18 protein-coding genes are annotated in these 25,810 nt (G+C 56.6%); 7 read left to right on the top strand and 11 right to left on the bottom strand.

All coding sequences use genetic code 11. From position 1 onward, the window contains the following. Positions 1-108: 108 nt before the first annotated feature. The 8 genes from KLP42_RS22100 to KLP42_RS27300 all read right to left on the bottom strand — a co-directional run bounded on the left by KLP42_RS22100 (position 109) and on the right by KLP42_RS27300 (position 14,439). A complete protein-coding gene (locus KLP42_RS22100) occupies positions 109-2,529 on the bottom strand; it encodes a hypothetical protein (RefSeq protein ID WP_215569546.1) in 2,421 nt (806 codons plus the stop codon). 563 nt (positions 2,530-3,092) lie between these two features. Continuing rightward, complete coding sequence (locus tag KLP42_RS22105; RefSeq protein WP_215569548.1) at positions 3,093-5,192, bottom strand: hypothetical protein; 2,100 nt, start codon at positions 5,190-5,192, stop codon at positions 3,093-3,095. Then, positions 5,192-7,618 (bottom strand): sensor histidine kinase, encoded by a 2,427-nt coding sequence (locus KLP42_RS22110; RefSeq protein ID WP_215569550.1) that lies wholly within the window; start codon positions 7,616-7,618, stop codon positions 5,192-5,194. Before KLP42_RS22110 ends, KLP42_RS22105 begins: the two co-directional genes overlap by 1 nt. A 94-nt stretch (positions 7,619-7,712) precedes the next feature. Then, positions 7,713-8,567 (bottom strand): phosphoadenosine phosphosulfate reductase family protein, encoded by an 855-nt coding sequence (locus KLP42_RS22115; protein ID WP_215569552.1) that lies wholly within the window; start codon positions 8,565-8,567, stop codon positions 7,713-7,715. Beyond that, a complete protein-coding gene (locus KLP42_RS22120; protein WP_215569561.1) occupies positions 8,557-12,009 on the bottom strand; it encodes an ATP-binding protein in 3,453 nt (1,150 codons plus the stop codon). Before KLP42_RS22120 ends, KLP42_RS22115 begins: the two co-directional genes overlap by 11 nt. Beyond that, positions 12,002-12,952, bottom strand: a complete 951-nt coding sequence (locus KLP42_RS22125) for a DUF4007 family protein (protein ID WP_215569563.1) — start codon at positions 12,950-12,952, stop codon at positions 12,002-12,004. Before KLP42_RS22125 ends, KLP42_RS22120 begins: the two co-directional genes overlap by 8 nt. Then, the gene (locus KLP42_RS22130; protein ID WP_215569565.1) at positions 12,945-14,138 is read right to left on the bottom strand and encodes a cysteine desulfurase family protein; all 1,194 of its coding nucleotides are present in this window, start codon (positions 14,136-14,138) and stop codon (positions 12,945-12,947) included. The genes KLP42_RS22125 and KLP42_RS22130 overlap by 8 nt, the downstream gene beginning before the upstream one ends. After that, complete coding sequence (locus KLP42_RS27300; RefSeq protein WP_215569567.1) at positions 14,131-14,439, bottom strand: XRE family transcriptional regulator; 309 nt, start codon at positions 14,437-14,439, stop codon at positions 14,131-14,133. Before KLP42_RS27300 ends, KLP42_RS22130 begins: the two co-directional genes overlap by 8 nt. Before the next feature lie 154 nt (positions 14,440-14,593). Between KLP42_RS27300 and KLP42_RS22140 the strand changes: the two genes are divergently transcribed. The 3 genes from KLP42_RS22140 to KLP42_RS22150 all read left to right on the top strand — a co-directional run bounded on the left by KLP42_RS22140 (position 14,594) and on the right by KLP42_RS22150 (position 17,695). After that, entirely contained in the window at positions 14,594-15,193 is a 600-nt protein-coding gene (locus KLP42_RS22140; protein WP_215569569.1) for a poly-gamma-glutamate hydrolase family protein, read from the top strand. Positions 15,194-15,283: 90 nt separating this feature from the next. Then, complete coding sequence (locus tag KLP42_RS22145) at positions 15,284-16,651, top strand: transposase (RefSeq protein ID WP_252193178.1); 1,368 nt, start codon at positions 15,284-15,286, stop codon at positions 16,649-16,651. Between the two features lie 414 nt (positions 16,652-17,065). Beyond that, positions 17,066-17,695: a LysE family translocator gene (locus KLP42_RS22150; protein WP_215569571.1), complete on the top strand. Its 630-nt coding sequence runs from the start codon at positions 17,066-17,068 to the stop codon at positions 17,693-17,695. A 110-nt stretch (positions 17,696-17,805) separates the two neighbouring features. Here the strand turns inward: KLP42_RS22150 and KLP42_RS22155 are convergent, their stop codons facing one another. After that, complete coding sequence (locus tag KLP42_RS22155; protein ID WP_215569662.1) at positions 17,806-18,981, bottom strand: AAA family ATPase; 1,176 nt, start codon at positions 18,979-18,981, stop codon at positions 17,806-17,808. A 158-nt stretch (positions 18,982-19,139) separates the two neighbouring features. On the opposite strand from KLP42_RS22155, the gene KLP42_RS22160 reads away from it, so the two are divergent. Then, positions 19,140-19,760: a tyrosine-type recombinase/integrase gene (locus KLP42_RS22160; protein WP_215569573.1), complete on the top strand. Its 621-nt coding sequence runs from the start codon at positions 19,140-19,142 to the stop codon at positions 19,758-19,760. 130 nt (positions 19,761-19,890) lie between these two features. On the opposite strand, the gene KLP42_RS22165 is transcribed toward KLP42_RS22160, so the two are convergent. Further along, complete coding sequence (locus tag KLP42_RS22165; RefSeq protein WP_252193179.1) at positions 19,891-21,465, bottom strand: ABC transporter ATP-binding protein; 1,575 nt, start codon at positions 21,463-21,465, stop codon at positions 19,891-19,893. Positions 21,466-21,808: 343 nt separating this feature from the next. Between KLP42_RS22165 and KLP42_RS27305 the strand changes: the two genes are divergently transcribed. Beyond that, on the top strand, positions 21,809-22,252 hold the full coding sequence (locus KLP42_RS27305) for a GNAT family N-acetyltransferase (RefSeq protein WP_215569577.1): 444 nt from the start codon (positions 21,809-21,811) through the stop codon (positions 22,250-22,252). A 169-nt stretch (positions 22,253-22,421) separates the two neighbouring features. Here the strand turns inward: KLP42_RS27305 and KLP42_RS22175 are convergent, their stop codons facing one another. Next, positions 22,422-23,072 (bottom strand): TetR/AcrR family transcriptional regulator, encoded by a 651-nt coding sequence (locus KLP42_RS22175; RefSeq protein WP_215569579.1) that lies wholly within the window; start codon positions 23,070-23,072, stop codon positions 22,422-22,424. Positions 23,073-23,193: 121 nt separating this feature from the next. Here KLP42_RS22175 and KLP42_RS22180 point away from each other — a divergent pair, with 121 nt between their 5' ends. Further along, complete coding sequence (locus tag KLP42_RS22180) at positions 23,194-24,099, top strand: MBL fold metallo-hydrolase (RefSeq protein WP_215569581.1); 906 nt, start codon at positions 23,194-23,196, stop codon at positions 24,097-24,099. 476 nt (positions 24,100-24,575) lie between these two features. After that, positions 24,576-25,724, top strand: coding sequence for an HPP family protein (locus KLP42_RS22185; protein ID WP_215569583.1), 1,149 nt, complete (start codon positions 24,576-24,578; stop codon positions 25,722-25,724). The last annotated feature ends 86 nt before the right edge of the window (positions 25,725-25,810 follow it).

The following is a 25,810-nucleotide window of genomic DNA, read 5'->3' on the forward strand; positions in this document are numbered from 1 at the left end:
GGGTTCTAGCCGGTATGAAACCATTCATATTTGGCTTCACGGCTGGTTCCGGCGCGCGATTCGACCTGCGCCATCCCGGCCCGGAGCTGCATGAGACACTATCGTGAATCAGCCGATAACATCGACCAGGTCGGCGGTGTCGAAGCTAAGAAGAAATTGCGCGTACGATGCGGTGAATAGGTCCGCTATATAATCGGCGATCTCGATTTCTTCCAGCGCCTCTGGCTCCTTTCCGCGTCTAACAGAATATTTCCGGGACATTGTCGTCGCAAACAAGAACAGCGTGTGGAAATAAACGGTGCTGACATAGCGCCGCTCGGCAAGCTCGACCGCGTCCGGCGACCGGCTTCCGCTTTTGAAATCTCGAAGTACGCTGCTGTCCAGGTTGATGTAAATGCGCGAGAGCTTGTCCTCATCGACAAAGGGATAAACGACGACGTCGAAGCTCATTTCAACGCCCGCAGCCTGAATATCGTGCCAAGACTTCGTGTTGTTGACCCCATCGCGCGAACATAGGATGAGGTCGGGAATACCAAGTGGAGGTGTAGGCTCCGGCTTCGGTTCGACGACTTTGCGTTCTGGCTCGGTGAGCTGCACCAGGACGGTCTCGACCAATTCACCCGATGGACTGGAGAGGCTGGCGCGGACCTCTACGGTGTCTCCAACCTTCATTTCGCCAGACGCCTTCAGGCCGATTTTGATCGTTCCGTCCGAGGGATTGGAGCGTCGCAGATCAAGTAGATCGCCTTTCTGAGATGGCGGCGAGAGAGGTCCACCCGTCCGGTGGCTCGTTCCCTGCTGGAGGACCGCTAGACGCAGGCTGCCCGGATCGTCACTGCGGTCAAAATATTCGTTCTCGACATCAGTGGCGAAGGAAATCGTACGCGACCCGCCCATCGGCAGCTTGAACAGCTTGATGTCGTTCTGCTTGCCATCTCCTCCTTTGACCTGAAAGGTGGATGGATAGCGTTTTGGATCGAAGGGTATGGTCTCGCGTGGCTCGCGCTTCGGGCGGTCTTCGTTGTCCCGATCTTTTCTTGGAGCTTCGCCGGGTCGTTGCGTCGAAAGCTGGAACGTCTGCTGTAGAATTCTAGTCAGTGCGTCGTTCATTGGCAGATTGCGGGTCATGTCACGCAGCATCTGGCCTGCGTCTTCGCTGTCGACGGTCAACGATGCCTTGCGGCGTTTTGCGATGTCCTTGAGCTCGCCGGTCGAGAGAATTTCGCGCAGATGTTTGCGCAGCGCCTCAGCGGTGTCGCTCGCCTTCAATCGATCGCGGGAAGCCATAAAAAGCTCGTTGCGAACCTCTAGATGCAGGTCGGTGCAATCGACATGAACAAGCAGATAATCCTTGAGAAGCGGCATTTTCAGTCCGCGCGTGACGAACTCGGACGAATATGAGCCTTGCACCTGGCCGTTGAGAGAAAACAGCACGGTCATATTGTTCTTGAAATACTCGCGTTGGATGTATTGCTTCGTCTCCTTGACGGTTTCGCGCGATAACGCTTTGAACACATAGGTGGTAATCGTGATCTGGCCGAATTCAGCTGTAGTCGACGTCTCGGAAAAACGTGCCTCGATAGAGTCTTTATCGACTTCTAGGCGGCGCTTCAGACCATAAACGGCGGTCACCGGCGCCCGATTGTCGGGGTAGCGGTCGTTGTTGTCGACCGTGAGGAACGGCAGCGCCGGTTCAAAAAGATATTCGTTGAGGCTGACGTTCAGGTCTCGGGAAATGATCGATCGTGCACCTTCTGGCAAACGGTAAGAATAAAGCTTGAGCAGCGAACCCGTGCTGAACCGGCGTCCGTCCAGACCGATGTCCATTTCGTCGATGTCGAGACTGGCAACTTTGCCATCGAAGACAAGGTATTCGTACCAGGTATTTTTCCGGTTGGCGGCCGCGGCAAGCTTCGGCGGATGGCGGCGAAGCAGTGTGAAGCCCAGCGGGCGTGAACCGTCAAACCGTTTGCTCGCCACCAGTTGGTAGCGCAGGTCGCCGCAGAACGCGATCGCGCCGGCGCCGCCCATGTTGTATTTGCCCTGTACGAAGTGAACGTCGTTCTTGTTGCCACGCAGGAGCGAGAGAAAGGTGTTTGGAAAGTCTTCCGGCGCCTGTCCGACACCATTATCGTAGATCAGCAGTGAGGTATCGCGGCGGGGCCCCGAGGCAACAATCTGCAGGTCCCTCGCTTGCTGGCGGCGTGCATCGCCGATATCCCAGTTTTTATGATTGGGAAAGTAACGGTCGAGCGCTTCCTGCACACTGCTGGGGGCGTGCTCCGAGCGAATGTCGATGCCGTGTTCGACGACCTTCTTTTCAAGGATCGCGTCGATACCGTTCATAACCTTCTCGACAAGGGCCGGGACCGGATGGGCTTGCTGGTTTTCAACGACACCATAGAAGGCTTCGTTATCTCCGTAGGGGCGCCACCTGTCATTGTCGCCTGAAAGTCCTTGAGCGTCCAAGATCGCCTGAACCTCGTTCTCCGTACCCGCCGCAAGAAGTTGTTCGAAAAGTTTTCGCATTTCCGTCCCCACCAAGAGTCCGACGGTGGCCGATTCGCAGAAATACTGTCAAACGAAAAGGTAATCGTAAGTTGAATTGCGTGCTCTTGTCTCGTTGCTCGCACCGACTGCGCTAGAGCCTTGTGACGCCGCCGCTAAAGAGCGTTTTCTTCGAGCCTTGCGACTAAGTCGACCGCGGCGAGACGCCTGGTCGGGGTGCGAGTCCTGCGTGGATGCAGGGCAAAGCAAAACATCGTCGGAGGCGGCGGCCCGTCGGAGATTTTGCCGCAATTGCTGTTAGCAATTGCGGCAGAGAGGTGCTTTCGCGACAGCAGGAGATCTGTGCTGACGCAGGGACGTGTCTCCGGCTTAAGGCAATCTTTAGACGCTCATTCGGCCGCGACTCCCGCAGCTGGGGTGTGAGGAGCGTGACGCCGATCTTTCACTCGACGCCGATAGCTGGTGAACTCCGGTGCGGATCTATTCGGCAATCGAGCTCGAGGTCGAAAGCTTAGATATTTTCCGGCTTGCTCTGCACCATCGATCAATGCTGGCACGGTTACTCCTTTGGCGGCGTTACGCACCTAGTCGATAGCAAAAACTGATATCACGATAATCTCGTTATTCCCCGGTTTTTGCACATCCGTTGGCGCGACGGTTTCTTCCCTGACGACCAGCTTTGGCTGAGCAGGGTTGGGGGTTTTGTTGCTCGTAGGGAAGGGCCGGAGAAGTGGCTCCAGGTTGGCGAGATCGTCAACCAGTGCCAAGCCCGCATGATCCTCCGGGGCGTTCGCTTTGACGGCCGCGCGCAGGTCCCACAGGAAGGTCTCGGAAAACACCCATTCCCTTCCGGCGCCGGTCTTCTTTTTGTGGAGGTCCCAAGCATAGGGGCGTTGCGACACGCCAACCGTGCTGAGGATCGGCGTCTTCCTGCCGGCAATCCTCACCTGGACATCGAGGGGACGTGTGAACGGGGGCGCAATCGGGACGCCGACACGCGCAAGATCTGCGGCCATGGACTGGGCGATTTCGGCAGCGTAGAGCTCACGCAGCCGCGTCACGCGAATATAATCCGTTCCCAACACGCCTTCACCATCGAAGGCGGAGTGCGGATAAGCCAGCGGCCATTTCGGATCCCACTTGATCAGGAATTCGACGCCCTGATCTGGAAGACCGCCCGGCCGGTCATAGACCAGTAGATGGTTCGAAGCCTCTTTGGCCTTGCCGAGCTCGGTCAGCTCGCCGCCAACGAGCATGACCGTTCGCGCTTTTTCGCGGCCGGGCACAAGATCGCAAACCGGGGTGACCGCGGCAACGACGTCGGGTAGTTCCGGCTCCTGCTGTTCTTTCGGTGCTGGTGAAGCATCCGCTGCTGCGCCGGCTTCTCCTGTCTGTATGCCCTCGACGGCCGCCGCGAGGTCCCGGGCCGGAGCGGGAGGGGCAGCGGGGACAGCGACTGAGGCGTCAAGATCCTGGTCGTCGGCTGGTGCCGTCGCTTCCGGTAAAGCATATTTTCCAAGGACCGCCTTGCGCACAAATAGGTCGCCTGTCCAGATTTTGGGCGCCGGACTATCCCCGAAATCGCTGACCTTGGTGGTCGTGATACGCGAATAGATGCGGGGGATTTCCGACATGGGCCGCAACACGGCCGACGGTTTCGTATACTCGGCGAGTGGCTTGGTGGTGTCGGCGTCTGTTTTGGCCAGACGCTCCTCGACAAAGCTGCCCAGGTAGCCGTTGTAGAGCCAGGTCAGATAGTTCAGCAACGATATCTTTTCGTCGGTCAGTCGATAAGTCTGCAAATAGGCATAGTCGGCTAGATCCAGCCGTCGGACCGACTTCATCATGTCGTCAAGCGCATGACGGATCGATCCTTCCCAGTCCGCAGTCAGCTTCTCGACTGCGTCACCGGCCGCGCGCTGACTCACAAGACTTCTGAGCACGAAGTCTCTGCGGGCGGGATCCTTTTCGATGTCTGTCTTAGACAGGAAGCGGAATTTTGAGGCAAGCAGTTCGGCACTGTCGCGAAACTGCGGGACGTCGTCGTTGGTCGCAAGACTGCTAATCACCACGAAAAGCGGCGTGGCGTTCGGTTTTGCCGCGATCGAAACCTCTCTCACCAGCCGACAGGCATTCTCCTGCGCCAGGGACAGTTTCTCATTGAGACGCTCGTCTGCGGGGTCGGTCTCGTCGCCTAGAAAGAAATCCATAAAAATGAGATCGAAACTCTTAAGCGCCGCTGCGTTTGCCGTGGAAGGGAAGCATTCCGGCTCCTTACCCGTCGCTTCGCGTGCGGCACGTTCGACGTGCCGGAGCTGCGCCCTCTTTTGAATGCGCTGGCCGCTGAACGACTGGAAGACGGATTTCAGCGCCTTCGCGACGGTATCGGTCTTGAGGCACTCTGGGTCACCGATTTCGAGATCGACGAGATAGTCCCAAAGCTTGCGGACCTCGTCATTCCTCAGGCTGCCATAAGTCGGCAATTCACCGACATCAGCGAGGATTTTCGCATGACGTCCGAGTTTCCCGTTCAGATCGTCGACGGCAACCGTAAAGCCAATCCAGCGCTGCTCGTTGATAATAGTCGTGTCGGGCGGGTCATAACCATCGTCGACGATGGCGATCGACAGGACGTTGTTCTTCTCAAAAGTCGCGACAAGGGCTTCTGCAGCGTGTGGCATCATCAAGCTTTCGGTTTACGGCCGGCGGAAAGATCCAAAACAAAGGTGTTATAGCGGTCGGGACGAACCGTGCTCTGCGGCAGCATCTTTAGCTGCCAGTCATGGTAGGCCGCGATCTCACGAGAAATGTAGAGGCCGAGGCCCTTCCCGTCGCGCGCGGGGCGGTGGCTGACGAAGGCCTCGAAAATGCGCTCGCTGTGGCTTGGATCGACGCCCGTGCCATTGTCAGTCACCGCGACGGTTTTCTCATCGGGGTCGATTTCGATCGAGATGGTTAGTTGAAGCCGAGGTTCGATGTCTTTTTGAACGCCGAGCCAATAGACGGCGTTGGAGATGAGGTTTTCGATGATCTGGATGAACATGCCCCTGACGCCGTTGATCATCAGTTCGCCCGAACCCTTGAAGTTCCCCTCCCATTGGATGTGATGCCGCTCCGCTTGAGCTGAGCGGGACTCGACGATCTGCCGAAGGACCTGGAAGACGTCAAAATCTTCCCGCTGCTGGCGGCGTGATGTGCTGAGCGGGTCAAGCGTGTCGACGCGCTTGACGATCGTTTCCAGCTGGTCGCTCAAGGTATCGAAGGCGGCCGGCAATGCGGCGGGCAGGGTCGAACGCGGCGTTTGTGCCTCGATCGAACGAAGCGTGTCAAGCGTATGAGCGGTTGCTCGTCCAAGTTCGTGAAGGATAAACTCGACCATCAGCCCGATGCCCGCGAGGTAGACGAACTTGGCGCGATCGGACTCATACTCTTCGGCCAGTGTCCGCGCCTGACCGATGTATTCCTGGAGGCGTTCAACCAGATGTTCGATCTCCTCGAGCGCTTTGCGCTCCTGTGGTACCCTGGCGATGATCCCGCGCAGACGGCTGGAGATCTCATCCTCCGTCGCTTCGATCTTCTCCTCCAGATCCTCAAGCGTCGTCAGTTCCTGAATTCGGACGTCGCGGTCGCACTTGTCGAGGAAGTTCTTGAACTCGTTGAACAGGACGTGCTGCAGGAGGTCGATGAAAACCTCCTTTTCAGGCGTGTCGGTCAGTCCCTCACGATTGGTCTGTTCGACCAACCCCGAATTCGCCGCGCTGATGACCACACGGCCGATGACCTGCTGCCTGTTCAGCTTAAAACCGCGGGCCGAAAATGCCTTCTTGTCGAGCGACAGCCAGTCATCTTCCGGCCCGCCGTATGGGTTGATACGGTAATGGCCTTTAAACAGCATCAGGCCGCCGGACCAGCGCCGGATCAATGCTTTGATTTCCGCCGCGTTGGTCACGCCGTTGGCCTTGGTGAAGAGCTGGCGGTTGAACCACCAGAACTCGACCTCGAAGGGGCCTAGCTTTTCCACAGCGCTGAAGGGGCGTCCCTTTGTCGTGCCTCGCAGATCAGGTTCCGTTAACGCGAACGAGTACTCCTTCCCGCGCAGGCGATAATTGACGAAGCCCCTCAGCGACGGCCGTCCCTCGTCATCATAGTCGAATTTGGCGGAGCAGAGAGCATGAGCGCGGTTGAAAAGAAGCTGATCGATTTCGGGCAGATAGTGCGGATGGCCGTTGTAAAACAGGCGCAGGAGCCGGTTTCCACGCTTCGGCTCGAAGGGGTCGATAAGCCTGGAGAACTCTTGGACGACGGCCTGCTCGAATTTGTCTGCCGACCAATCGGAGCGCAGATGCCGGATGATCACGGTCGTCCCCTGAATCTCCGGATCGTCCTTGGGTTTGCTCAAGCGCGGTTTGACGCGCACATCTTCGAGCCTTGCATCGGAATCATGGGTGAAGCGGTCCCAGTCAATGACCAGCCGATTCCATCGCTGTTCGCCAGTCTTGGTCGTTACGACATCGAGTTGGTCGCCCAGGCGCATCGTCGAAAGACGACCGACACCCTTCTCACCGAGAAACGATTTTCCGCCGTCCTTTTGCGCTTGCGTGTTCGCTGCTCGCCTGGATCGCGTTCCGATCGTCAGGTAGATCTCCTTGAGATCCTGGAGGGTCATGCCCTCGCCCTGGTCCTCGACAATGATTGTGTTATGGCGGTCGTAGAAACGTTCAAATGCAATGCGGAGCTGTACCAGGTTTGCCGCCGTCGCCATAAATCGCTTGAGCTCGGCCTTCTGGACGTCGGTCGAATCATGGGCCATCGCACCAGCGATCTCTCTTTTGAGAACGGCCAACATCTCGCTCTCGGACGGAGGGGCATCATCCTCTGTAAGCGTGATCAATCTGATCCTCGCACGATCTATTGCGTCCGCCAACTCGAGAAACTTCGAGTGTTTGAGGCAGACATTGACTGAGATTTTGACGCGGGGCGCGCCAGCGTCCACCGAGTTTTTAATGAGCTCGTAAAGGGCAACCCCATCCGAGCTGATCAACTCGGCGCCGAGTTCCAGGATCATGCGAGCGTTGATGCGGAAGCTGGGTTTTTGTTCGGGCTCGGTCATTGTTTGAACTGTTTGGGAACCAGTGGCGGGGGTGCCAGATGTATATTGCCACAGGCCGACTACAAAGGGTTTAATTGCTGAATTTATTCGATAGTCAGATCGAGCACACGAGACAACCATCACGTAAGTGGCTGTCGTCTTCCACTTCAAGACCACCAAGCGTTTCAACAAGAGAGAGGGATTTGCGATTGGCTCTTTTCTTGGCCTGTGCCTTGTCCCAATCCGATTTGATCCTTGCCACCCGCTCGGGTTTGGCAAGTTCGCGCAAGGGTTCGTTTTGGCACCAGAAGAACTGCTCCCCGAACTGAACAGCCCGCTCCTCATATTCCATAGCTAGATCGAAGTAGGTCGGATGCGTCTCTAGCAAACGGACCCATTCGATTTTCTGCTGATAGAAGCAGAAGTAGCAACCGGACCGCGATCGTCCCCAGTCCATATAGGGAGGAAGACCAAGGCCTGAATCTTCTAGTATCCCAATGATGTCCGCCCGCACGAGCCCATCGTCCTGAAATGGATAGACGGCTAAGATGTTTGGCTTGGTGCTAATGTACCCGGTTCGATTCTCGTCCGCACGAAGGCCAACGTAGTTTATGACAGGTCCATCGCCGACATACGTCTCAAATGGTTTCAACTTCAACATTTTCGTGCACCACCGACGGTGGTTCGACGGCAGCATTCCGCGATAAACCGTCAGCCAGTGGTCAAAACTATCGGTCGGGGTCGTACGGACAATCGGTTTGCCAAGGATCGCCTCAAGACGACCGATATAATCGTATGTCTCCGGAAGCTCCTTGTCCGTATCGTGGAAAATGTACTCGATGTCCGGGACGCGATCACGCAGATAAATAGCTAGTGCTGCGCTATCCTTACCGCCAGAAAGGCTCAAGATATGTCGTGGTCGGTCTGGTCCAAATGACGAGATGATTTGAGAAGCGTAATCAGTTGTCATTCTTCATTCTCACAGGTGTCGGAACGGCGGAGTCCGTGTCTTCCGCGGAAGGTTCTTTCGTACGGGACAGCTCTTGCCATAGGAGGCTTGCAAGGATCTGAATCCGTTGGGCATCGCCCTGTGGAAGCCAATCCGTGAAGGTTTCCATCTTTTTTTGATCCGCGGCGTCCAGATCGATTGGGTGAAGGACCCGCACAAGATCTCTCCCGTCACCACGGGTTATGTTCAGGCGGATCGCTTCGGCGTCAGGTCGATCCTCGGATGTCGAGAATGCCGTGCTCTCGACCTTTGCGAACAACTCGGCGAGCGCTGCAATCTCCTCGGTAAATCGCGCTTCATCTCCTGGCATCCAGCGAGCAGGGGGCTTGGCCACCACGAAACTTGCCAAAGATTCCGCCCAAGCTTCGTCATGCAAAGCGGGATCTCGCAGCCGAAGAGCAAATGCGCGCAAGCGCGGCTCGCGCGCAGCGAGAGAGACGCGGGCACCGCGAGACGCCAGAGCGATCCGGTCGAACTTCTCCGGATCTTGACCGGCTGCCTCGCTCGTCCTCTTGATAATGCGTGCAATCAGATCCGCATAAGTGTTCTGAAGCTCCTGCACCGCATCTGTAAATCGACTGATAAACTCTTCAACCGAACTTTCATCCGCCTCATCGATCCGGAAAATCGGCAGACCACACGCGTTGGGTAAGTCGGCGAAAAGCAGTGTTGCCGGTTCGCGAGCCGATAGAAGGGCGTCACGCACCGCGAGCGTTGTCGGAGACAAGCCTTTCGCTTTCCTCGTATACTCTGGGAGCTTTGCGGCGAATTGGCAAAGCTCGGTAACAACGTCCAATAGGACGGGCTGACGACCCTCTATTCCCGCGGCGAACAGGGTAGCAAGACGTGTAAACACGCTTGAGCGCACACCCTCGACGCTGCAATGCTGGATTTCGAAAGCCTGCGGCGCTTTGATAAGGCGCAGGAACTCCATGGCACCGAATCTCGGAAGGAATGTCCCGTTTTCATAAATAGCCAGTTCGTGGCTATGAACCCTCACCACAACCGCCAGAAGGATAGGCGCCAGTCCATCGCGCACGCCGTAAGGGCGGCTCGAGAGCCGAGCGAGGATATCTGTGACCGTAACCCTACAACCCTTTCCTGCCTTAATCATATTGACGATTTCGGCGAGGCTGGGCTCCAGATGTAGCGGATCATTCGAAGCTTGGGGAATCTGCAACGTAAAGCTCTCGCCATCCGCGACATGGAGCGCGCCCTTCTGAAGTACCGAAAGATACATCGATTTTTCAGGCGGAGCTTTTCGCTGATCGATCCCCAAAAGCGGCATCTCGGGTGCTTTGAACAGACCCTCGATCAGACGCATTCGCGCCGAAGCTGCGGCGCTGCTCAAGACGTTACGATTGATCAACTCGTTGGTGACTCGAGGGCTCAGCGGATAAAGCTCGTTGCAAAGCTGAGAGACAATCTTTGGCAGGTTGCCGGTCGCTTCAAAGGTTCTGCCAGCATAGATCCATTCCATTCCAGACTTGCCGTCGATCTTCGTTAACTCGGCAAATTGGGCAAGCAGCGCTTGGTGTGTCCTTGCGATCTGACGTTTGACCTCAGCTGAGGCGAAATCATCGCTCGACAGATCCGGCGTATTGGCTTCAACCCAGCGCCAGACCATGACGTCTCGGAGATAGGAGGCAAGCTGCCAGACTGGACCGGGCACGGCAACCAAGATCGCGGGATTGTCGGAAATGGGCGAGGCGGCTGAGATTTCGCGCGCAATCTGCTGCTGATCTTTTTGGTCGGCAAGCGCCACGATGATCAGACCGTCAGCGTTTGTCACCTTATTAGCTGCCTTGGCAACATCTTCAGCCGTCGCGTAGCGCAGCTCGAAATACCGCATTGTGCCTGTTTCGAGATAATGACGGCGCGCAAGCACCATCTCACTGTCCAGTATCTCGGTAAGTGCCGGTGCGACAGCTTCGATCTCACCAACGGCTCGCTTCGCAGCATTAAACGAAGCTGTGAGATTTATGCTGGAGCTTGGCCAAAGGCGAAAAGCTCCCGAGCCGCCGCGCTCAAACAACAGGCCCTCGCGGACAAGACCGTTGATTGCGGCATCGACGTCGCCTGCGCCCGAAAAGCAGGCGGCTAGCGAGCGGTAAGTCGGAAGCAAGTCATCAGAATCCAGCAGATTGAGGAGCCCGACAGCCTTTAGAATTTTGAGTTTGAACGGATCGATGTCCACACAGCTATCGATTGTTGCGACGATCCGAAGCCATTGGCTCTGGTAGTTTCCGGCCGAAACGCGATGTCCAAAGGAAGCGCGGACGTAATCGTAGAACCGCGCTGCGTCGAACCAGTCTTCACCCACCGGTGTGGTGGCGGCAAATGCCTGTAACGCCATCGGCTCGCTCGATAAGAGAAAGCCAAAGAGGGACCGTTCGCTCTGTCCGAAGCGCGAGAAGAACCGCACCATGATCGGAAGAAGGGTCGGGTGTAGTGGGTAGAAGCGAGCGGGTTCGATCGCGAAGCCGCGTCCACCAAGCCACCCGACCTGCCGGGCCAACTCAAGCGCCGCATTCGCTTGCGTCCGAACCGTTATCGGAAGGGCGGCATCATCAACACCCAGCGCCCCGGCAACAAGGGCGGCGGAATGGACCAGCGGCTGATCGAAGACGATTTCCTCAAATCGGCCAGCCACCTTGTCCCATTCGTGGCGCAGTGCAAGCGGGAGCCGTTCTGCGTAGGCCTGGAAGCCCTGATGCAGGACGCCGACCAACAAGAGGGGGCTGGTGTTGCTGCGAGCCGCCAACTCTGCAAGCCGTTGCAGCGCAAAGACATCTTCGTGGTCGGGGTTCAGGGCCGCATGCTCAAGAAGCTTACCCAGCTCATCGATGATCAGTAGCAGTCCGAGGTTCCGCTCTGCCGCGCGCTTGATCATCGCAGAAACAAGCTGCTCCAGCGATCGGACCGAGCCGGTCGTTTCACAAGCTTCCAACGCCGCTTCCATGCGGGAATTCAGAAAATCCTTTAAGCCTGGATCAGCTATGCTTTCGCGCACTGCGCGAGCCACGGCCGTCGGGATACTTTCTCGACTTCCCGTTACCAAAACAGGAACGAACCGTTGAACGGTGTCGGAGGGATGCCAGCCGATACTGTTCGCGACCTGTTGAGCATCCTTTGCTGTCGGATCCGACAGCAGGCGAGCCAACACCAACGCCATCGACGACTTCCCGACACCGTAGTCGCCGGTGATACGCCATGCACGTCGCTTAGAACCGTCACGGACACTCGCCAATATCTGAAGCAAGGCGTCTGCCATGGGTGGCGTGACGATATAATTCTCCAGCGCAGATGCGTCCAAGAAGTCCTTCTCGATTTGGACAGATCGAAGGAAGCGGCCGGGGATGGAGAAAATCTCAGAGATGGTTACAGTGCTCGGCTCAAGCATCGACGGCTGCCTCATTCGTGTAAATGGCTCGAGCGTCTGCCCTGACCGGGCCTTCGCGGGTCAACAGCCCTTGAATGGCCGAAGGACGGTAGGTGAAGCCGTATCGTGGATCGAGAGAAAGGCGTTCAAGCCGTGCGCGAATGTCGTCCTCGGGGAGCTTGAACGATTGCCCAGGCGCGCCCGCTGCTGAAAGAATCTGCCGGATCGGTATCGTCCTCTCGCCAGGCGCCGTCCGCTCCCAGTAATCCAGAACTGCGTAAGCAAAAAGTTCGTCGGGAATGCTATCCTTGGGCTCGTTCCGAAACGCATAGACGGCCTCCCAGCGACCGCCTTCGCTTCGGCGCTCTCCGGTCTGCTGGAGGAGCCGCAACTCGACCAGGGGGCCATCCAGAGAATCTTCAATGCCCGACCTTGAGCCGCGCGCTGAAAGATACGTATGCAGAAAGACGTCCAGGTGCTGGCTCAATGTGATTTCTGAGTGGCTATGCCCCAGCCGTTGCGAAAGTCGGGCAAATGCTGCCAATGCTTCAGACCGCGAAAACTCGGCGTAAGGCCAGGCACCGAGCAAATAGTGCCAAGCAAAGAGCGCCGGCGTGGCGACCGAGGAAAGGTTCCAGTGAAGCAGCCAGAGTGTTCTTGCATCTTCGAGATACGGATCGCAGCCGTCGCTTCCAAATACGGTGTGGCCCAGGTCCGTGATTTCGTGTCTGCGCTCGGGAGTCGGGCGGGCAATGCCCATTGCATCGACCCAGAAACGCAATGCCCGAACCATGTTTTTACCGATTCCGAGCTCGACCATCGCAGCATCTTCATCGTAGAAAATCGTGGCATCTGCAGTGATGGCTCGATACGCCTTAGGCAGCCAAGCGTACCGGCATGCAAAGGTTTCATGGCCGGAAAATCGATAATTGAGTTGGCCTTCGGCAGTGGAAATATCAAACATCGATGTCCTCGGAAAAAGCGGTACGAACGTCGTGGATAGCCTGAGCTATTTGGACAGCTGCGAGTTCAATGTCGCTGGCCGTCGTGGTGCGGCCTAATCCCATCCGCAAGCAGCTATCGATACGGGAATGCGGCAATCGCATGGCCCTCAACACATGCGAGGGTTCCTGCGCGCCCGTATTGCAGGCCGAACCGGTTGAGATCGACACCTTGCCTCTCAGGTGGCTCAAAACGACGTCATTGAGCGCCCCGGGTGCGGAAACGTGCAGGTTGTGAGGCAGGCGGGCCGCTTCGTCGCCATTCACGACCAAGCCGGGAACCAAGTGGAGGAGGCGCTGCTGGAGCAAATCTCGCAGCTGCGAGAGCCGACGGCTCTCCGCCTCGCCCTCAAGCTCCATCAGCTCACAGGCGGAGCCCAAAGCCGCGATGCCGCTGACATTGGGCGTCGGATGGTGAGCACCCTGGAGACCGAATACTGACGCGCGCTCGAAAACCGGAGAAACGAGCGCACCAATACCCTTCGGGCTGTAGATCTTATGGCCGCTCAAAACGACGTAAGCGGCGTTCAACTCCTCCAGATCGATAGGCATCCGACCAACAGCCTGGGTAGCGTCGATAAGGACATTCGCGCCGTGTTCGTGTGCCTCTCGAACGATTTCATCGACAGGATAGATCGTACCGACCTCGTTATTTGCGGCCATCACGCACACCAAGTCGATGCCAGTTTGGAGCACGCGCTTATATCCAGATCGATCGAGCCGAGCTTTTTCATCGACTTCAATCCACGTTACTGCGGCCAAACCCAAGCGTTCCGCACGCAATGCGGTATCGATGACGGCCTTGTGCTCAACCCGGCTTACCGCAATTTTGAGTGGAGAATGATGGGTCGCGATCGAATGGGAAATCGCGAGCTGAATTGCCTCGGTGGAACCAGAGGTGAAATATACGTCATCGGGTTCGGCTCGCAAAAGGCGAGCGACTTTGTCTCTTGCCTCCGCCACCGCAGACGCCGCATGCTCACCATGGATGTTCTCCACGCCGTTCGCGTTCCCGAATTCCTCGACCATCATTCGAATTGCAACCTCGGCAACTCTCGGATCAACGGGAGTGGTTGCATGATGATCGAGGTACACCGCAGTCCGCTGCGCCACAGGGGCCTGTTTGGTGGGTAGGCTGTAATTATTCATGAAAGGATGCCCTTATCGAGCCAGAACATCCCTGCGGCGAATTGCGAATACTGATATCGACCTCGCAGCCCAGTTGCACCAACCAGCGGAGAAGTTGATCGGCGCTCACGCTCTCGGTTCGACCAGATAATATTTTGGAAAGTGTAGGCTGATCGGTCGAGCAAAGCTTTGCAGTCCGGGTCTGGCTCAACCCGGAATCTGCGACAACACGAGCGAGGATACCGCGCAGATCCGCGCGAAGGACATGTGCCGCCTCTGCAGACGAGGGAACGAACAAGGCTTCCGAAGCAGCATTTTTCATTCCCTGTAGTCCCCACTTGATTCGTTTGTGATTATGGGAAATTTTCCATAGGGACAGCAAGCAGAGATTGGTAGTAATGTCCTTCTCTCCACAACTGTTGTGACACTTTGTCAGAAGACCGGGCCGCGGCAACAGAGGAGCATACCGACTATCAATGAGCGATGATCGATTTGCTTCTTACCGCGAGCTTGCAGCGGTATATATGCCAGGTGACCACTTCGATGTGTCAGTCAGGACTGGTGCTACCAAACCGTCCGTGCTGATCATGGCGCCGCACGGGGGTAAAATCGAGATCCGCACTGCCGAGATCGCGTGCGCAACGGCAGCGCACGAATACTCGTGTTATCTGTTCCAGGCAAAGCTCCCGGCAAACAATCGAGTAGAAATGCATATCGCGTCCGAGGTCTATGACGTGCCGGAGGCCCTGAATGCGGTCAAGACAGCCGATCTGGTGATCGCACTGCACGGCCGACGAGACGGTGATGACGCCAAAAGGACATGGATGGGTGGATTAGACCGGGACCTATCCAAACACATCGGTGACATGCTCCAAGAAAGGGGATTTCCTGTTCTATTCGCCCCCCCAAAATTCAAGGGCATACACCCCAACAACATTTGCAACCGGGGGACCAAGAAGGCTGGTGTTCAGCTAGAAATCCCGTTGTCACTCCGCGAGGAATTCCGAAGAAGCCCCGAGCGCGAGGGCACGTTCGTCGCTTGCCTGAGAGAGGCCATCGCCTCGTACCTCGGATGAAGCAACTCACGTCCGGCCGACCCTTTTACGGTCATCAGCGATTTGTGTTCGAGATCTTATTCCGCTTGCCGAGAGGCTATGGGGGCTTGCTTGAGCCGTCTTCTTGAATTTCCACCGGACATGTATGAGCTCCACGAGGACGAGCCGCGCCTCTTCGGTCACAACGAGGACTTAAAGCGCTATGTCGAGCACCTAAAATCAGCCATGGGTCAAGTGGAATGGCGTGTTCGGAGAGACGCCACTGCAAAGCGGTTTTACCAATCGCTTGTCGGCGAGAACCCAGAGCCTGCAGGAATGGGGAGATATTTTGACAATAGGGATTTGTTCGCCTGGTATCTTTTTCTTGGTGAAGCGTTCAACGATCATCCTCAAAACTACGAAGTCGTTTACGGATGCAGAGTAATTCCGGTACTGTCAGCATTAGGGCGAAATCTGGACAACTTGGAGCGCGTGACTGGATACAGCGATCGGCTCAATCGATTAATATTCAAAGAACGATCTCAGCCCAACGGGGGCCTGTTCGAGTTCTTGGTGGCGGCAAAATATGTCAGCGAAGGATACGAGGTTGCTTTTCACCCCGAAAAGCCAGGACGCCGGCGCACGCACGATCTCGACGTTAAGCGCGGCGGGGATTGTTTTGCCATCGAATGCAAGCGAATGGAGGCAGGTCAGTACCATGAGAAAGAACGAGCTGCGATGCGGGGCCTTTGGAAGCCAGCGTCTCAAGCTCTTGTTCGTACGGGTGACTCCTATTGCTTTGACCTGACATTCAAAACAGAGGTTGAAACTATTCCCGTCGACTACCTGCGGAGGGTTGCGCTTAGGTTCATCGAACGTGATGCCGACAATGAGATAATTTACGACGATGTCTCTTACGGAACCTTGAGAAAACTGGACCTTGGTCCCTTACAGTCGGCGCTCGCGGACTCTTCGTGGATGCACCCTGGGCCGAAATACAACAATCTTCTTCTCGGCTCCTACCGCCGATATGAAAGCCTCCTTCTAGCCCACAAAGTGAGATTTAGCCCGAACCCCCATTTTATCGATGCGATTGATCAGGCGGTCGCGCTGAGGTGGGCCTGCGCTTCGGAAGCGGCAATCGATAAAAGGGCGCGTGACGTCATTGGCAAACTAGTTGAAGCGAATGATCAGCTTCCTGAAGGTGTCTCCGGTATCGTTCATATCGGGTTCGAAGCTCTCGGCGGTGATGCTGTTGAGCAGCGTCGCTTCGAGATAATTAAGGCGAGTGTGTCGGCCTTCGATACCCGAGGAAAGCCACTAGACTACGTGTTCTGCCACTACTTTTCTCCCGAAGCGTCTATTGATGAAGCATGGGCAATTGACGAGACCACCCATTATCATAAGAAGCGGCCGGGGCCCTTGCCACTTACGCACCTTTCATTGGTAACGCCGCAAGATGTGCCTTTCGATGCTGGCGTTCACTGGCGCCGTTCTTGAGGTTTTGGCTAAGGTCCACCTTGTGACGATCGAACGTCCACCCTGTGGAATGATGGACAGGTCATCAGTCGCATCCGGTTGCGGTCCCCGCACTTCTTGAAGCGCGGATTACCAAATCAACGCACGATGACTAACCCTCTGAAAAAAATCATTTCTCTGAAAGAACTAACGAGGCGCCGGTTCGAGTCCTTTCAAGGCGAAGACGCCCGAATGGTATTTTCTCGAGCCATATGCGGCTCGTGCGTCACGACCGCTTCGCGCCTCCATATCGGTCGTTCCCGTCGTCGTTTGTCGTTCCTGAAAGCGGCCATAGTCCGCAGCGACAACTCGTCGCCTTCGCGCCAACACCGGTCATTGCGTCGGCTCAGAAAGTCTCTAGTGTTTGAAAACACCCCCGACTAAGGAACGTCTCGGATGCCGTCGCTTGAAGTCTTGCTCGCATTTGCCGCCACTACGGCCGTATTCGCATTCATTCCGGGACCGGCGATGCTCTATGCCGCAGCACGTACCATGGCAGGCGGCCGACGCGCGGGGTTGTGGGCAGTGCTAGGCATTCACCTGGGCGCTTATGTACACGTCGTCGCTGCGGCAGCAGGGTTATCCGCGCTTTTCCATGCGGTCCCTGTGGCTTACACGACCGTCAAACTGGCGGGCGCTCTCTATCTGATCTGGCTTGGCATCTCGATGTTCCGAGCACCACCGCCATCTGATGGCGTGCCAGATGTGCCACCCACGTCCGCAAAGAAAGCATTCCTCCAAAGCATCGCCGTTGAAGTGCTGAACCCAAAGACGGCGATCTTCTTCATGGCGTTTCTCCCTCAATTTGTGGATGGCGATGGAGGCCTGCCACTTTGGGCGCAGCTCGCCATACTTGGAGCCACAGTCAACGCCACCTTCACCTTCGCAGATGTCGTTTGCGTCTTTCTCGCTGGGCTCATCATGACGAGGCTGAAGGGCTCCGGTGCGGTGCAGAAGCTGCTTCAACGCGCTGGTGGAACTGTGCTGGTAGGGCTGGGTTTGCAGGTCGCGATGCAGCGCACGTAATGACATGAAGTCTAGTGGGCCGGTCACGGCCTTGTATACCTCCCGCAGCGAGGCACGACAGTTTCATCCTGACTTGGTCCCGTTAACTCCAAGGCGGCTGAGCGTGCAGATCAGCGTTCTGGCCACGCCCAGGCTGGAGGTTCGACGTTCGCAACAACTGTTTCGCCGTTGTCCTTCTCCAGTGCCAGCATCTGAGCGCCATGCTTGGAAAGAGCTTCGACGAGTGTTTGAGCGTGGCTGACTACGATGACCTGACTACGCTCGCTGGCCGCTGCGATCATGCGTGCGAGTGGCTCAAGCAAACTGGGATGGAGGCTGCCTTCTGGCTCATTAAGCACCATCAGTTCGGGCGGGCGCGGTGTGTGAAGTGCGGTGGCGAGCGCAATGTATCGCAACGTCCCGTCCGAAAGTTCGGATGCCCCAAGAGGTCGGTGAAGCCCGTTTTGTCGCATCGACAAACGAAACAATCCGTCTGCTGCATCGATCTCGATCGATGAATCAGGGAAGGCATCCTCAATCGCTCTGTCGAAAGCGGGCCCGTTACCGATTTCCCGCACTGTCTGAACAGCGGGGGCCAAATCTGAACCGTCGGAAGCAAGGGCGACTGTACGCGTACCAATTCGGGGAATACGTGCTGGAGCGTCGCGATCGATCCGGAAGTGATCGTAAAAGCGCCATGCTCGCATACGTTCACGAAGAAGAAGCAGTTCGACCGCGTTCGTCGGGTCGGCCGCCCGCATCATCATAGTCTCGAAAGGGGCGAGGTCGGTCACGACGGGCCGCAGGCGACCGCTTGCATCCTGCACGAGCACCGATGCGTTACCCCGTCGAGCGATGGCATTGTGGCGCGATAGTCTCTCTCCGGCCCAGACGGCTTCCGCCTTCACGACCGGATCATCCCCGAATAGAGAAGCTTCCTCCCGGCTTGCGCCGGGGCCTGGAATGGGCAGCCCAAGATCGATGGCATAGCCGTAATCTTCGGATGCAAAGCCAAGGCGAAGCGAGACAGGACCGCGCCCAATGTTTCCCTGGATCGGCGATCGTCCCGAGCGCATGGCGGTTGAATAGCCTGAGCCACCCGCCCACATCGTCGACCGCAAGCCACCCTCCGCAGCAAGCGAACCAATCGCTTGCCCCTGAGCGACATCAGCCAAGAGGCGCAAAGAGCGGTAAAGGCTCGATTTTCCGCTGCCATTCGCACCCGTAACAACATTCAACCGTTCAAGCGGAAGAACGAGACTGCGAAGAGAACGGTATCCGGAAACAGCAAGGGTAATGAGTGCCATAAACAGGATGTAGCACGTGGAAGGTTCAGGTGCACGGGAGACCGCGGGCGTTCCCTTGGTCATGCAAATGGCCGCTCGGGCCTCGTGATGACGAAACGTGCTATAACTTGGCTGCCTGACGGAGGCGACGCGGTGGGAGGTGTGGCGGAGGCTTTGGCATGGACACCGCCGTACTGCGTAATCGATATCCATGGAACAAAGGTATTCTGGTAGGGCAGAAGCGCCCACTTCAGCCAAAGAATGTGTGGTCGATCCGCGTTCGACTGGAGATGAGCGGCGCGGTCCGGGAACTGGCGCTCTTCAACCTCGCCATCGACAGCAAGCTGCGTGCTTGCGACCTCGTCAAGCTGAAGGTTGAGGATTTATGGTCCGGTAGTTCGATCCGCGATCGGGCCACCATCATCCAGAAGAAGACGAAGCGACCCGTACAATTCGAGGTCACCGAACAGACCAAGATGGCGCTCGCCGCGTGGCTCCCGTTTGTTCGAAGGAATGGCAGCAATTATCTGTTTCCAAGCAGCCGTAAGGGCTCGCAGCATTTGTCGACACGGCAATATGCTCGGATCGTTCACCGATGGGTGGCGTCCATCGGGCTCGACGCCAGCGCATATGGCACCCATTCCATGAGGAGAACAAAGGCTGCTCAGATTTATAAAAAGACAGGCAATCTTCGGGCGGTCCAAATTCTGCTCGGTCACACGAAACTCGAAAGCACCGTCCGATACCTGGGCGTCGAGATCGACGATGCGCTGAGAATCGCGGAGCAAATTGAGCTTTAGGGTCTTGACCATCGGCGACAGCCGGTGGTCTCTCTCGCGCAAATAGGAGACATTGAGAAGGTCAAATGTCTGGGAGGCCGTTAGATTCAGCCTTGCGGTCGAGAATACCTGCTATGGCTGACGAAGCCCCTTATGGTTTCGGGCTCAAACGTACGACTTGATCGCCTGATTGGATAGAGGACATCCGGTGGGTCACCGCAATGATTGTCAGGTCCTGCGTCAAATCTCGCAACCCATCCATGATCTGCCGTTCAGTATCATCGTCGAGTGCCGAACTTGCTTCATCCAGAACGAGGATGTCGGGCTTTCCATAGAGAGCCCTGGCGATAGCGATGCGCTGCCGTTCCCCGCCGGAGAGTTTCAAGCCTCGCTCGCCGACTACCGTATCAAAACCGTCCGGCATGACTTCGATGCGGGCCAAAATGGAAGCCTGGGCGGCGACCTTGCGCAGCCGGTCTAAATTGAACGGTCGACCGAGCACAATATTCGCCGACAATGTATCATTTAGCAGAGCCACATCCTGGGGGACGACCCCAACATGAGCGAACCAGTCTCCGCTCGTAATTCGTGCGAGTTCAATGTTGTCGGCGAGGATGCGACCACTCGTTGGCTCCAGACCTTTCAGCAACAGACGCAGGACCGTCGATTTGCCAGAGCCGGTCTCCCCGACCAGGAAAGTTGGCGTCCCGCGATGGACGGCAAACGAGAGATCCGAAATGCCGCGCCCGTTCGGATACCGGAATGTCACATTCTGGAAGGAAATTGAACCTTGGGTGGGTCGATAGGGGAGAGGGTCAGAGGGCTCCACAGTTTCTGGCGCTGACCACATCACGGCAAGTGGACGGAAACGAGCAACTGCCTCAACGGTTTCTTTGATCGCCATGCCGACAAGATGAAAAGGTTCATTAAGCTGAATCAGAAGGGTGTTGAAAAGCACGATATCGCCGATCGACAGGAGCCCAGCCTGATATCGTGGCACCAAGATCAGGAAAGTTACGGCGAGCTGTATGGCAGCCACGACGCCTAGGATGCCGGAAAACGTGCTGCTTGCCAGTGCGTAGCGCCGCCAGTTGTTGAAGGCATCGCCAGCACCTGCTGCAAACCGCTTCGCCATCCAGGTTTCACCGCGCGTCTGACGAATTGTGTCGATAATCGCCACGGCGTTGCCAACCAGGCTGGCATTCTCCTGGCTGCGTTCCATCGCGGTATCGAGAAAGGGCTTCACCCGACCAACCCTGATATAGTCGAGACCGATCACAACAGATCCGTACACCAAAACGATCGCCGCAATTTCCCAACTCACCAGATTCCAGAGAAGGACAGCACTCAAAAGGATTTGGATAAGACCCGGCAATAGGCCGCCGATGGTCAGTTGGGTGATGATATTGAGTGTCTGTTCGCCCTCTTGACGCGCCGTACCGATCTCTGCGGGATTGTGATCAAGGAAGAAGGCCTGCGTCTTGCGCAGAAGCCGTGCAACAAAGGCCAGATTGGCGATGAAGCACAGTCGTTCAGCGCATAAGAAGATGAGAAAGCGGGAGGCTTGACTGAACGCCGTCGCCAATCCGAACAGGAGCGCGTAGTACATCAAGGTACGCACCGCACCACCGTCGGCTTGTCCTACGTTCGCAAGATCGTCTATGGCTCGCGAGAAAAGATAGGGCGCAGAGATAGAGGCCATCGATCCAACCAGTGTCGCAGCCATGACGAGGAGAGTGGTCCCCCGAGCGTCCCGCCAGTAATCGATCAGCAGTGAGCGTATAATCGTAAGAACTGCAGGCCGTGTTTCACTCATAGATGCTCCGGAAAGTCGATTTGGTGAATCGCTGCCACTTCGATAGACGAATGACAGGGTCAATTTTTGGCCAGTGCAGTTTTTTAGGATCGCACAATCAATTCTTTGGCGGCAGGTTGCCGCCTAGGGCAGCGAGGCTGCAGCAGCTTCGCGCCAGAAGCTGACATTGTGCCTGCCGGAAAACTCCCTATTCTGCGACGTCGCCTAAGTCAGCAAAACAAGTTTCGCCTTAATTGGGATTTTTGCGAACCAGATGCAGATTACTTTTCGGCCCCTTGCGAGCGACGATCTCCCCGAATTGCACACATGGTTTAAGGATGCGGAGTTATCGCGCCGGCTATCATTCCCAACCGATGATTGGTTCGCCTATGTGACGGCTGGGGCGGATGCCCGTTGCTGGGTGGCGTCGGACGCCGGTGAACTCATAGCCATGATTCAGGTTGACCGCGAGGATTCTGAACGAGGCTATCTGGACCTAGCCGTACGCCCCCAGCTCAGAGGCCAAGGGATCGGAACGGCGGTCCTAAAGGCGTTTCTGTCGGGGCCTGGAGGTATCTATGGGATCTTGGAAGGACGAATCGAGCCGGATAATGCAGCAAGCCTCGCTTGCTGCCGACGATGCGGATTCGAGATTCTGCCGGAGCTTGATGCTGATGGTTTGCAGCCAGCCATTTATCGTTTTTTGCGAAATTCCTAACATTTGCGACGGATCGAGCGCATTTGGATCTCAGGGGAAGTCTCTGTCGCTTAACTCAGGTGAAGAAATAAGAGTTTCGCTACCTACTTATGCGACGGCCAATGACCGCTTCGGCCGTCAGACGTCTTCCGCCTCGCGCCAGAAGCGGTCATCCGGATAGCGCGGCTTATCAAGCCTCCGTTGTTGCCGGAACGACCGGAGTTGCGTAGCGCGCAAGAAAGGTTTTGACGGCTTCGTCGATTATCTCTTCGCGGGAAACATTGCCTGTCGTCGATCCGGTAGCCATAACAAATGGCCAGAAACTAATCTCCTGAACCATTCCGAAAAACTGATGCGCTGCTATCTCCGGCCGAGAGCAGCGGAGGATCCCGTTTTGTGTAAGACTTTCGAGTTCATGAGCCAGGGCAAGCAACAGCGGCTTTTTTCCGACCTCGTAGAATTCCTGGCCAATCCAGGGTGCGCGACGGGATTCTGCAATGATCAGCCTGGTGAACTCGACCTGATCAACCTCATCGACGAAGCGCAGCATCCGGATGGCGAAATCCCGCAGGAAACCTTCAGCGGTATAACCTTGTTCAGCTTTGCTGCCGCTGAACGGGGAGCAGCCTGATAAGCTCGCCCAATGATCGTTCAGGACTGCCTTGAAGATCGCCTCCTTGCTCGCAAAGTTGTTGTAGAGGGTCTGGCGAGCACGCCCTGCCTGTTTGGCGACGGCCTCAAGATTGACGCCGTCATACCCCCTTTCCAGAAACAGGGCACGGGCAGCCTTAGTAATCTCCTTGGCGGAGTCTTTTTGCATACTCGTCGCTTCCTTCAACATCCGCAACTCCCGTCTGCAAACCGGTCTAACATTAATTAGACTGGACAGTACAGTCCAACTGCCGCATAAGGTTGTTTTTGATGGCGCCGTCATGAGGGCAGCAGACGGAGAAGGACTGCGCATGCAGGAAAGAATTCGCTACCAGATGGGCAAGACGCTGATCAGCCGCATCGACGAGCTTCAACTGATGAGCTTTTCCCCGTCGAAGCTGTTCCCCGCACTGGCCGCAGAGGTAGAGGACGAGCGGATTTTTCCGCGCGACCTGCTGAGCGAGGACGGCAATATCATTTTGAGTTGCCATAGCTGGCTGTTGCAGGACGGGACGCGGACAATCCTCGTCGATACAGGTGCAGGCGCGGGCAAGTCACGGCCATTCGCCCCGTATTTCGAGAATCTTTCGCCACCATTTCTGGAAAACCTCGCCGACCATGGCGTAAAGCCCGAAGATGTCGATCTTGTTCTGCTCACTCATCTGCATGTCGATCACGTGGGCTGGAATACACGGCGCGACGGAGATGAATTCGTCCCGACATTTCCAAATGCGAAATACGTGTTCTGCGCCGATGAATATGCTTTCTTTTCCAATCCGGAAAACTTGATTGACAGACATCGAACCAGCTTCATGGCGCGTGAGGATAGCGTCGACCCTGTCGTACGGTTCGGGCAGGCATTGATGATCGAAGCGAATGGCGCCGAAGTTCTGTCGGGTATCCGGTTCATCCCGACGCCGGGCCACAGTCCCTTCCATACCTCGATTGCGCTTGCGACGGATGATGGTGAAGCACTCTTCGCCGGTGATACGCTGCATCATCAGAGCCAGGTAGTATACCCGGATGTCAATTCGGTGTTTGATGCCGACCCAGAGCGGGCGCGCGCGTCGCGAAAACTGGTACTGGAGCGTGCGGCCCGGCCGGGCACCATTATGTTTGGCGCTCATCTGGCAGGCACTTCAGCGATCCAGGTTTCCAAAGGCGAGCTTGGCTATCGATGGCTCGCTGCCCCTAGACATGGCTCAACTGACCCTTGAGGCCGGCTCTGTCTCGTGGCAGCGTGATGCCTGCTTCCGACATGTCCGCTTAGGGCCGAACGCGGACCACATTACCACATACGTGGATGTCCGGTTTTCGTCGTTCGGCACCCCATCATTGGACAGTCCGCTTGCGGCCCCGTTGCGGACACGCTAGACACGCTAGATGATCGAAGTGCCTGATCTGCCCAGTCTATCTGCCAGCCTGCATTTGAACTGACAGGGCAGTGACCCTGACTGCCTTGAGGCGGGGCAGAAATCGCGAAAGATAGGCGATGACAAGGATCGCCATGGTTCCGTAGATCGAGACGCCCACCAGCGCGCGGGAAGCCTAGGCGACGCCGCGATCCTTATCGCGACACTTGGATTTAGGTACGCAATCTTGTCCAGCGCCAGCCCTTTGAAACCCCTATTGCTAGTTGAAATTCTGATCATTTGCTGAAAGTTTGTGCTTTCAACCGATCGGGAATATTCAATTGCAGTTTTTACGTTCATTTGGGCCCGCAGTGACTGGCACGGCTCCAAAGGAGGCTCTGCGCGCGGGCCTTGGAGCTTTCATCGGGCTTTGGCTCTCCGGCTATTTCTTGCTGTCTCCCGGCGTCGATCTTGAAAATGGCCTCTACCTCGTCGCACCGCTGGGCGCGACTGCGGTTCTCCTGTTTGCCGTTCCCAACAGTCCGCTTGCTCAGCCATGGTCTGCTGTCATCGGCAATACTGTCGCGGCTCTTGTTGGCGTTGCAATCTCGCTGTTCATCCACGAGCCGACGTTACGGATCGCCCTTGCTGTCTCGATTGCGATTCTTATGACAATCATGCTGCGGGCAATTCATCCGCCGGCAGGAGCAGTGGCCATGACGGCTGCCATGAGCCCGGAAGCTGTGGAGCACCTTGGCTTCTGGTTCGCGCTTGCGCCGATTGCGACGGGCACTGCAAGCCTCGTCCTGATTGCGATCGCCTATGCCAGGCTCACAGGGCGTCGCTATCCATTTCGTCAATTCGACCAGCAGAACAGGCATGGCACCGCTGATCGGATCGCGGTTGAACGGCTGGGCCTTTCCGAGGCTGAGCTAAGCGACATCCTTCAACGCTATCGACAGTCATTCAATCTCGGCGTTGAAGATCTGGCACGCCTTATCGGTGCAGCAGAGCTCCAGGCGGCCGCGCACCAGACCGGCACTCCAACTGCGGGCGCCATCATGTCCTCGAACCTGATCACGGTGAAGGCAAACACGGATTTGGGCACAGTCGCGGATCTCTTCCGGCGTCATCGTTTTACATCGCTACCCGTGGTCGACGATAGACAGCGGTTTCTAGGCATTATCTTCCAGATGCACCTCATCAGCCGCGCAAGAGAAGACGCACTTCGTCTTGATCGAGGTCTCATCCCCGCTCTGCGAAGACTGATCGACCCCGAAAGGGATAAACCAGTCCTGGCAATCGACATCATGAGTGTCACGGTCCCTCGGGCTATTGCGAACACGCCGCTCGGAGCCTTGTTGCCTTTGATGGGCGATACAGATGTCGATGCAGTACCCATTCTGGAATACGGCAAACTCATCGGTATCGTCACCAGAACCGACCTCATCGCCGCGATGGCCCGCGGGATCGCTCGAGCAGAAGTTTGATGGCATCTGCAAGATGGAGCCCGCGCGGGGAACTACGAACGCCATGAATGTCGGCTGCGCACCGCCGTGTCGTCCATCCCTCCATC

It is taken from the genome of Rhizobium sp. CSW-27 (assembly GCF_018760785.1).
Classification (GTDB): domain Bacteria; phylum Pseudomonadota; class Alphaproteobacteria; order Rhizobiales; family Rhizobiaceae; genus Neorhizobium.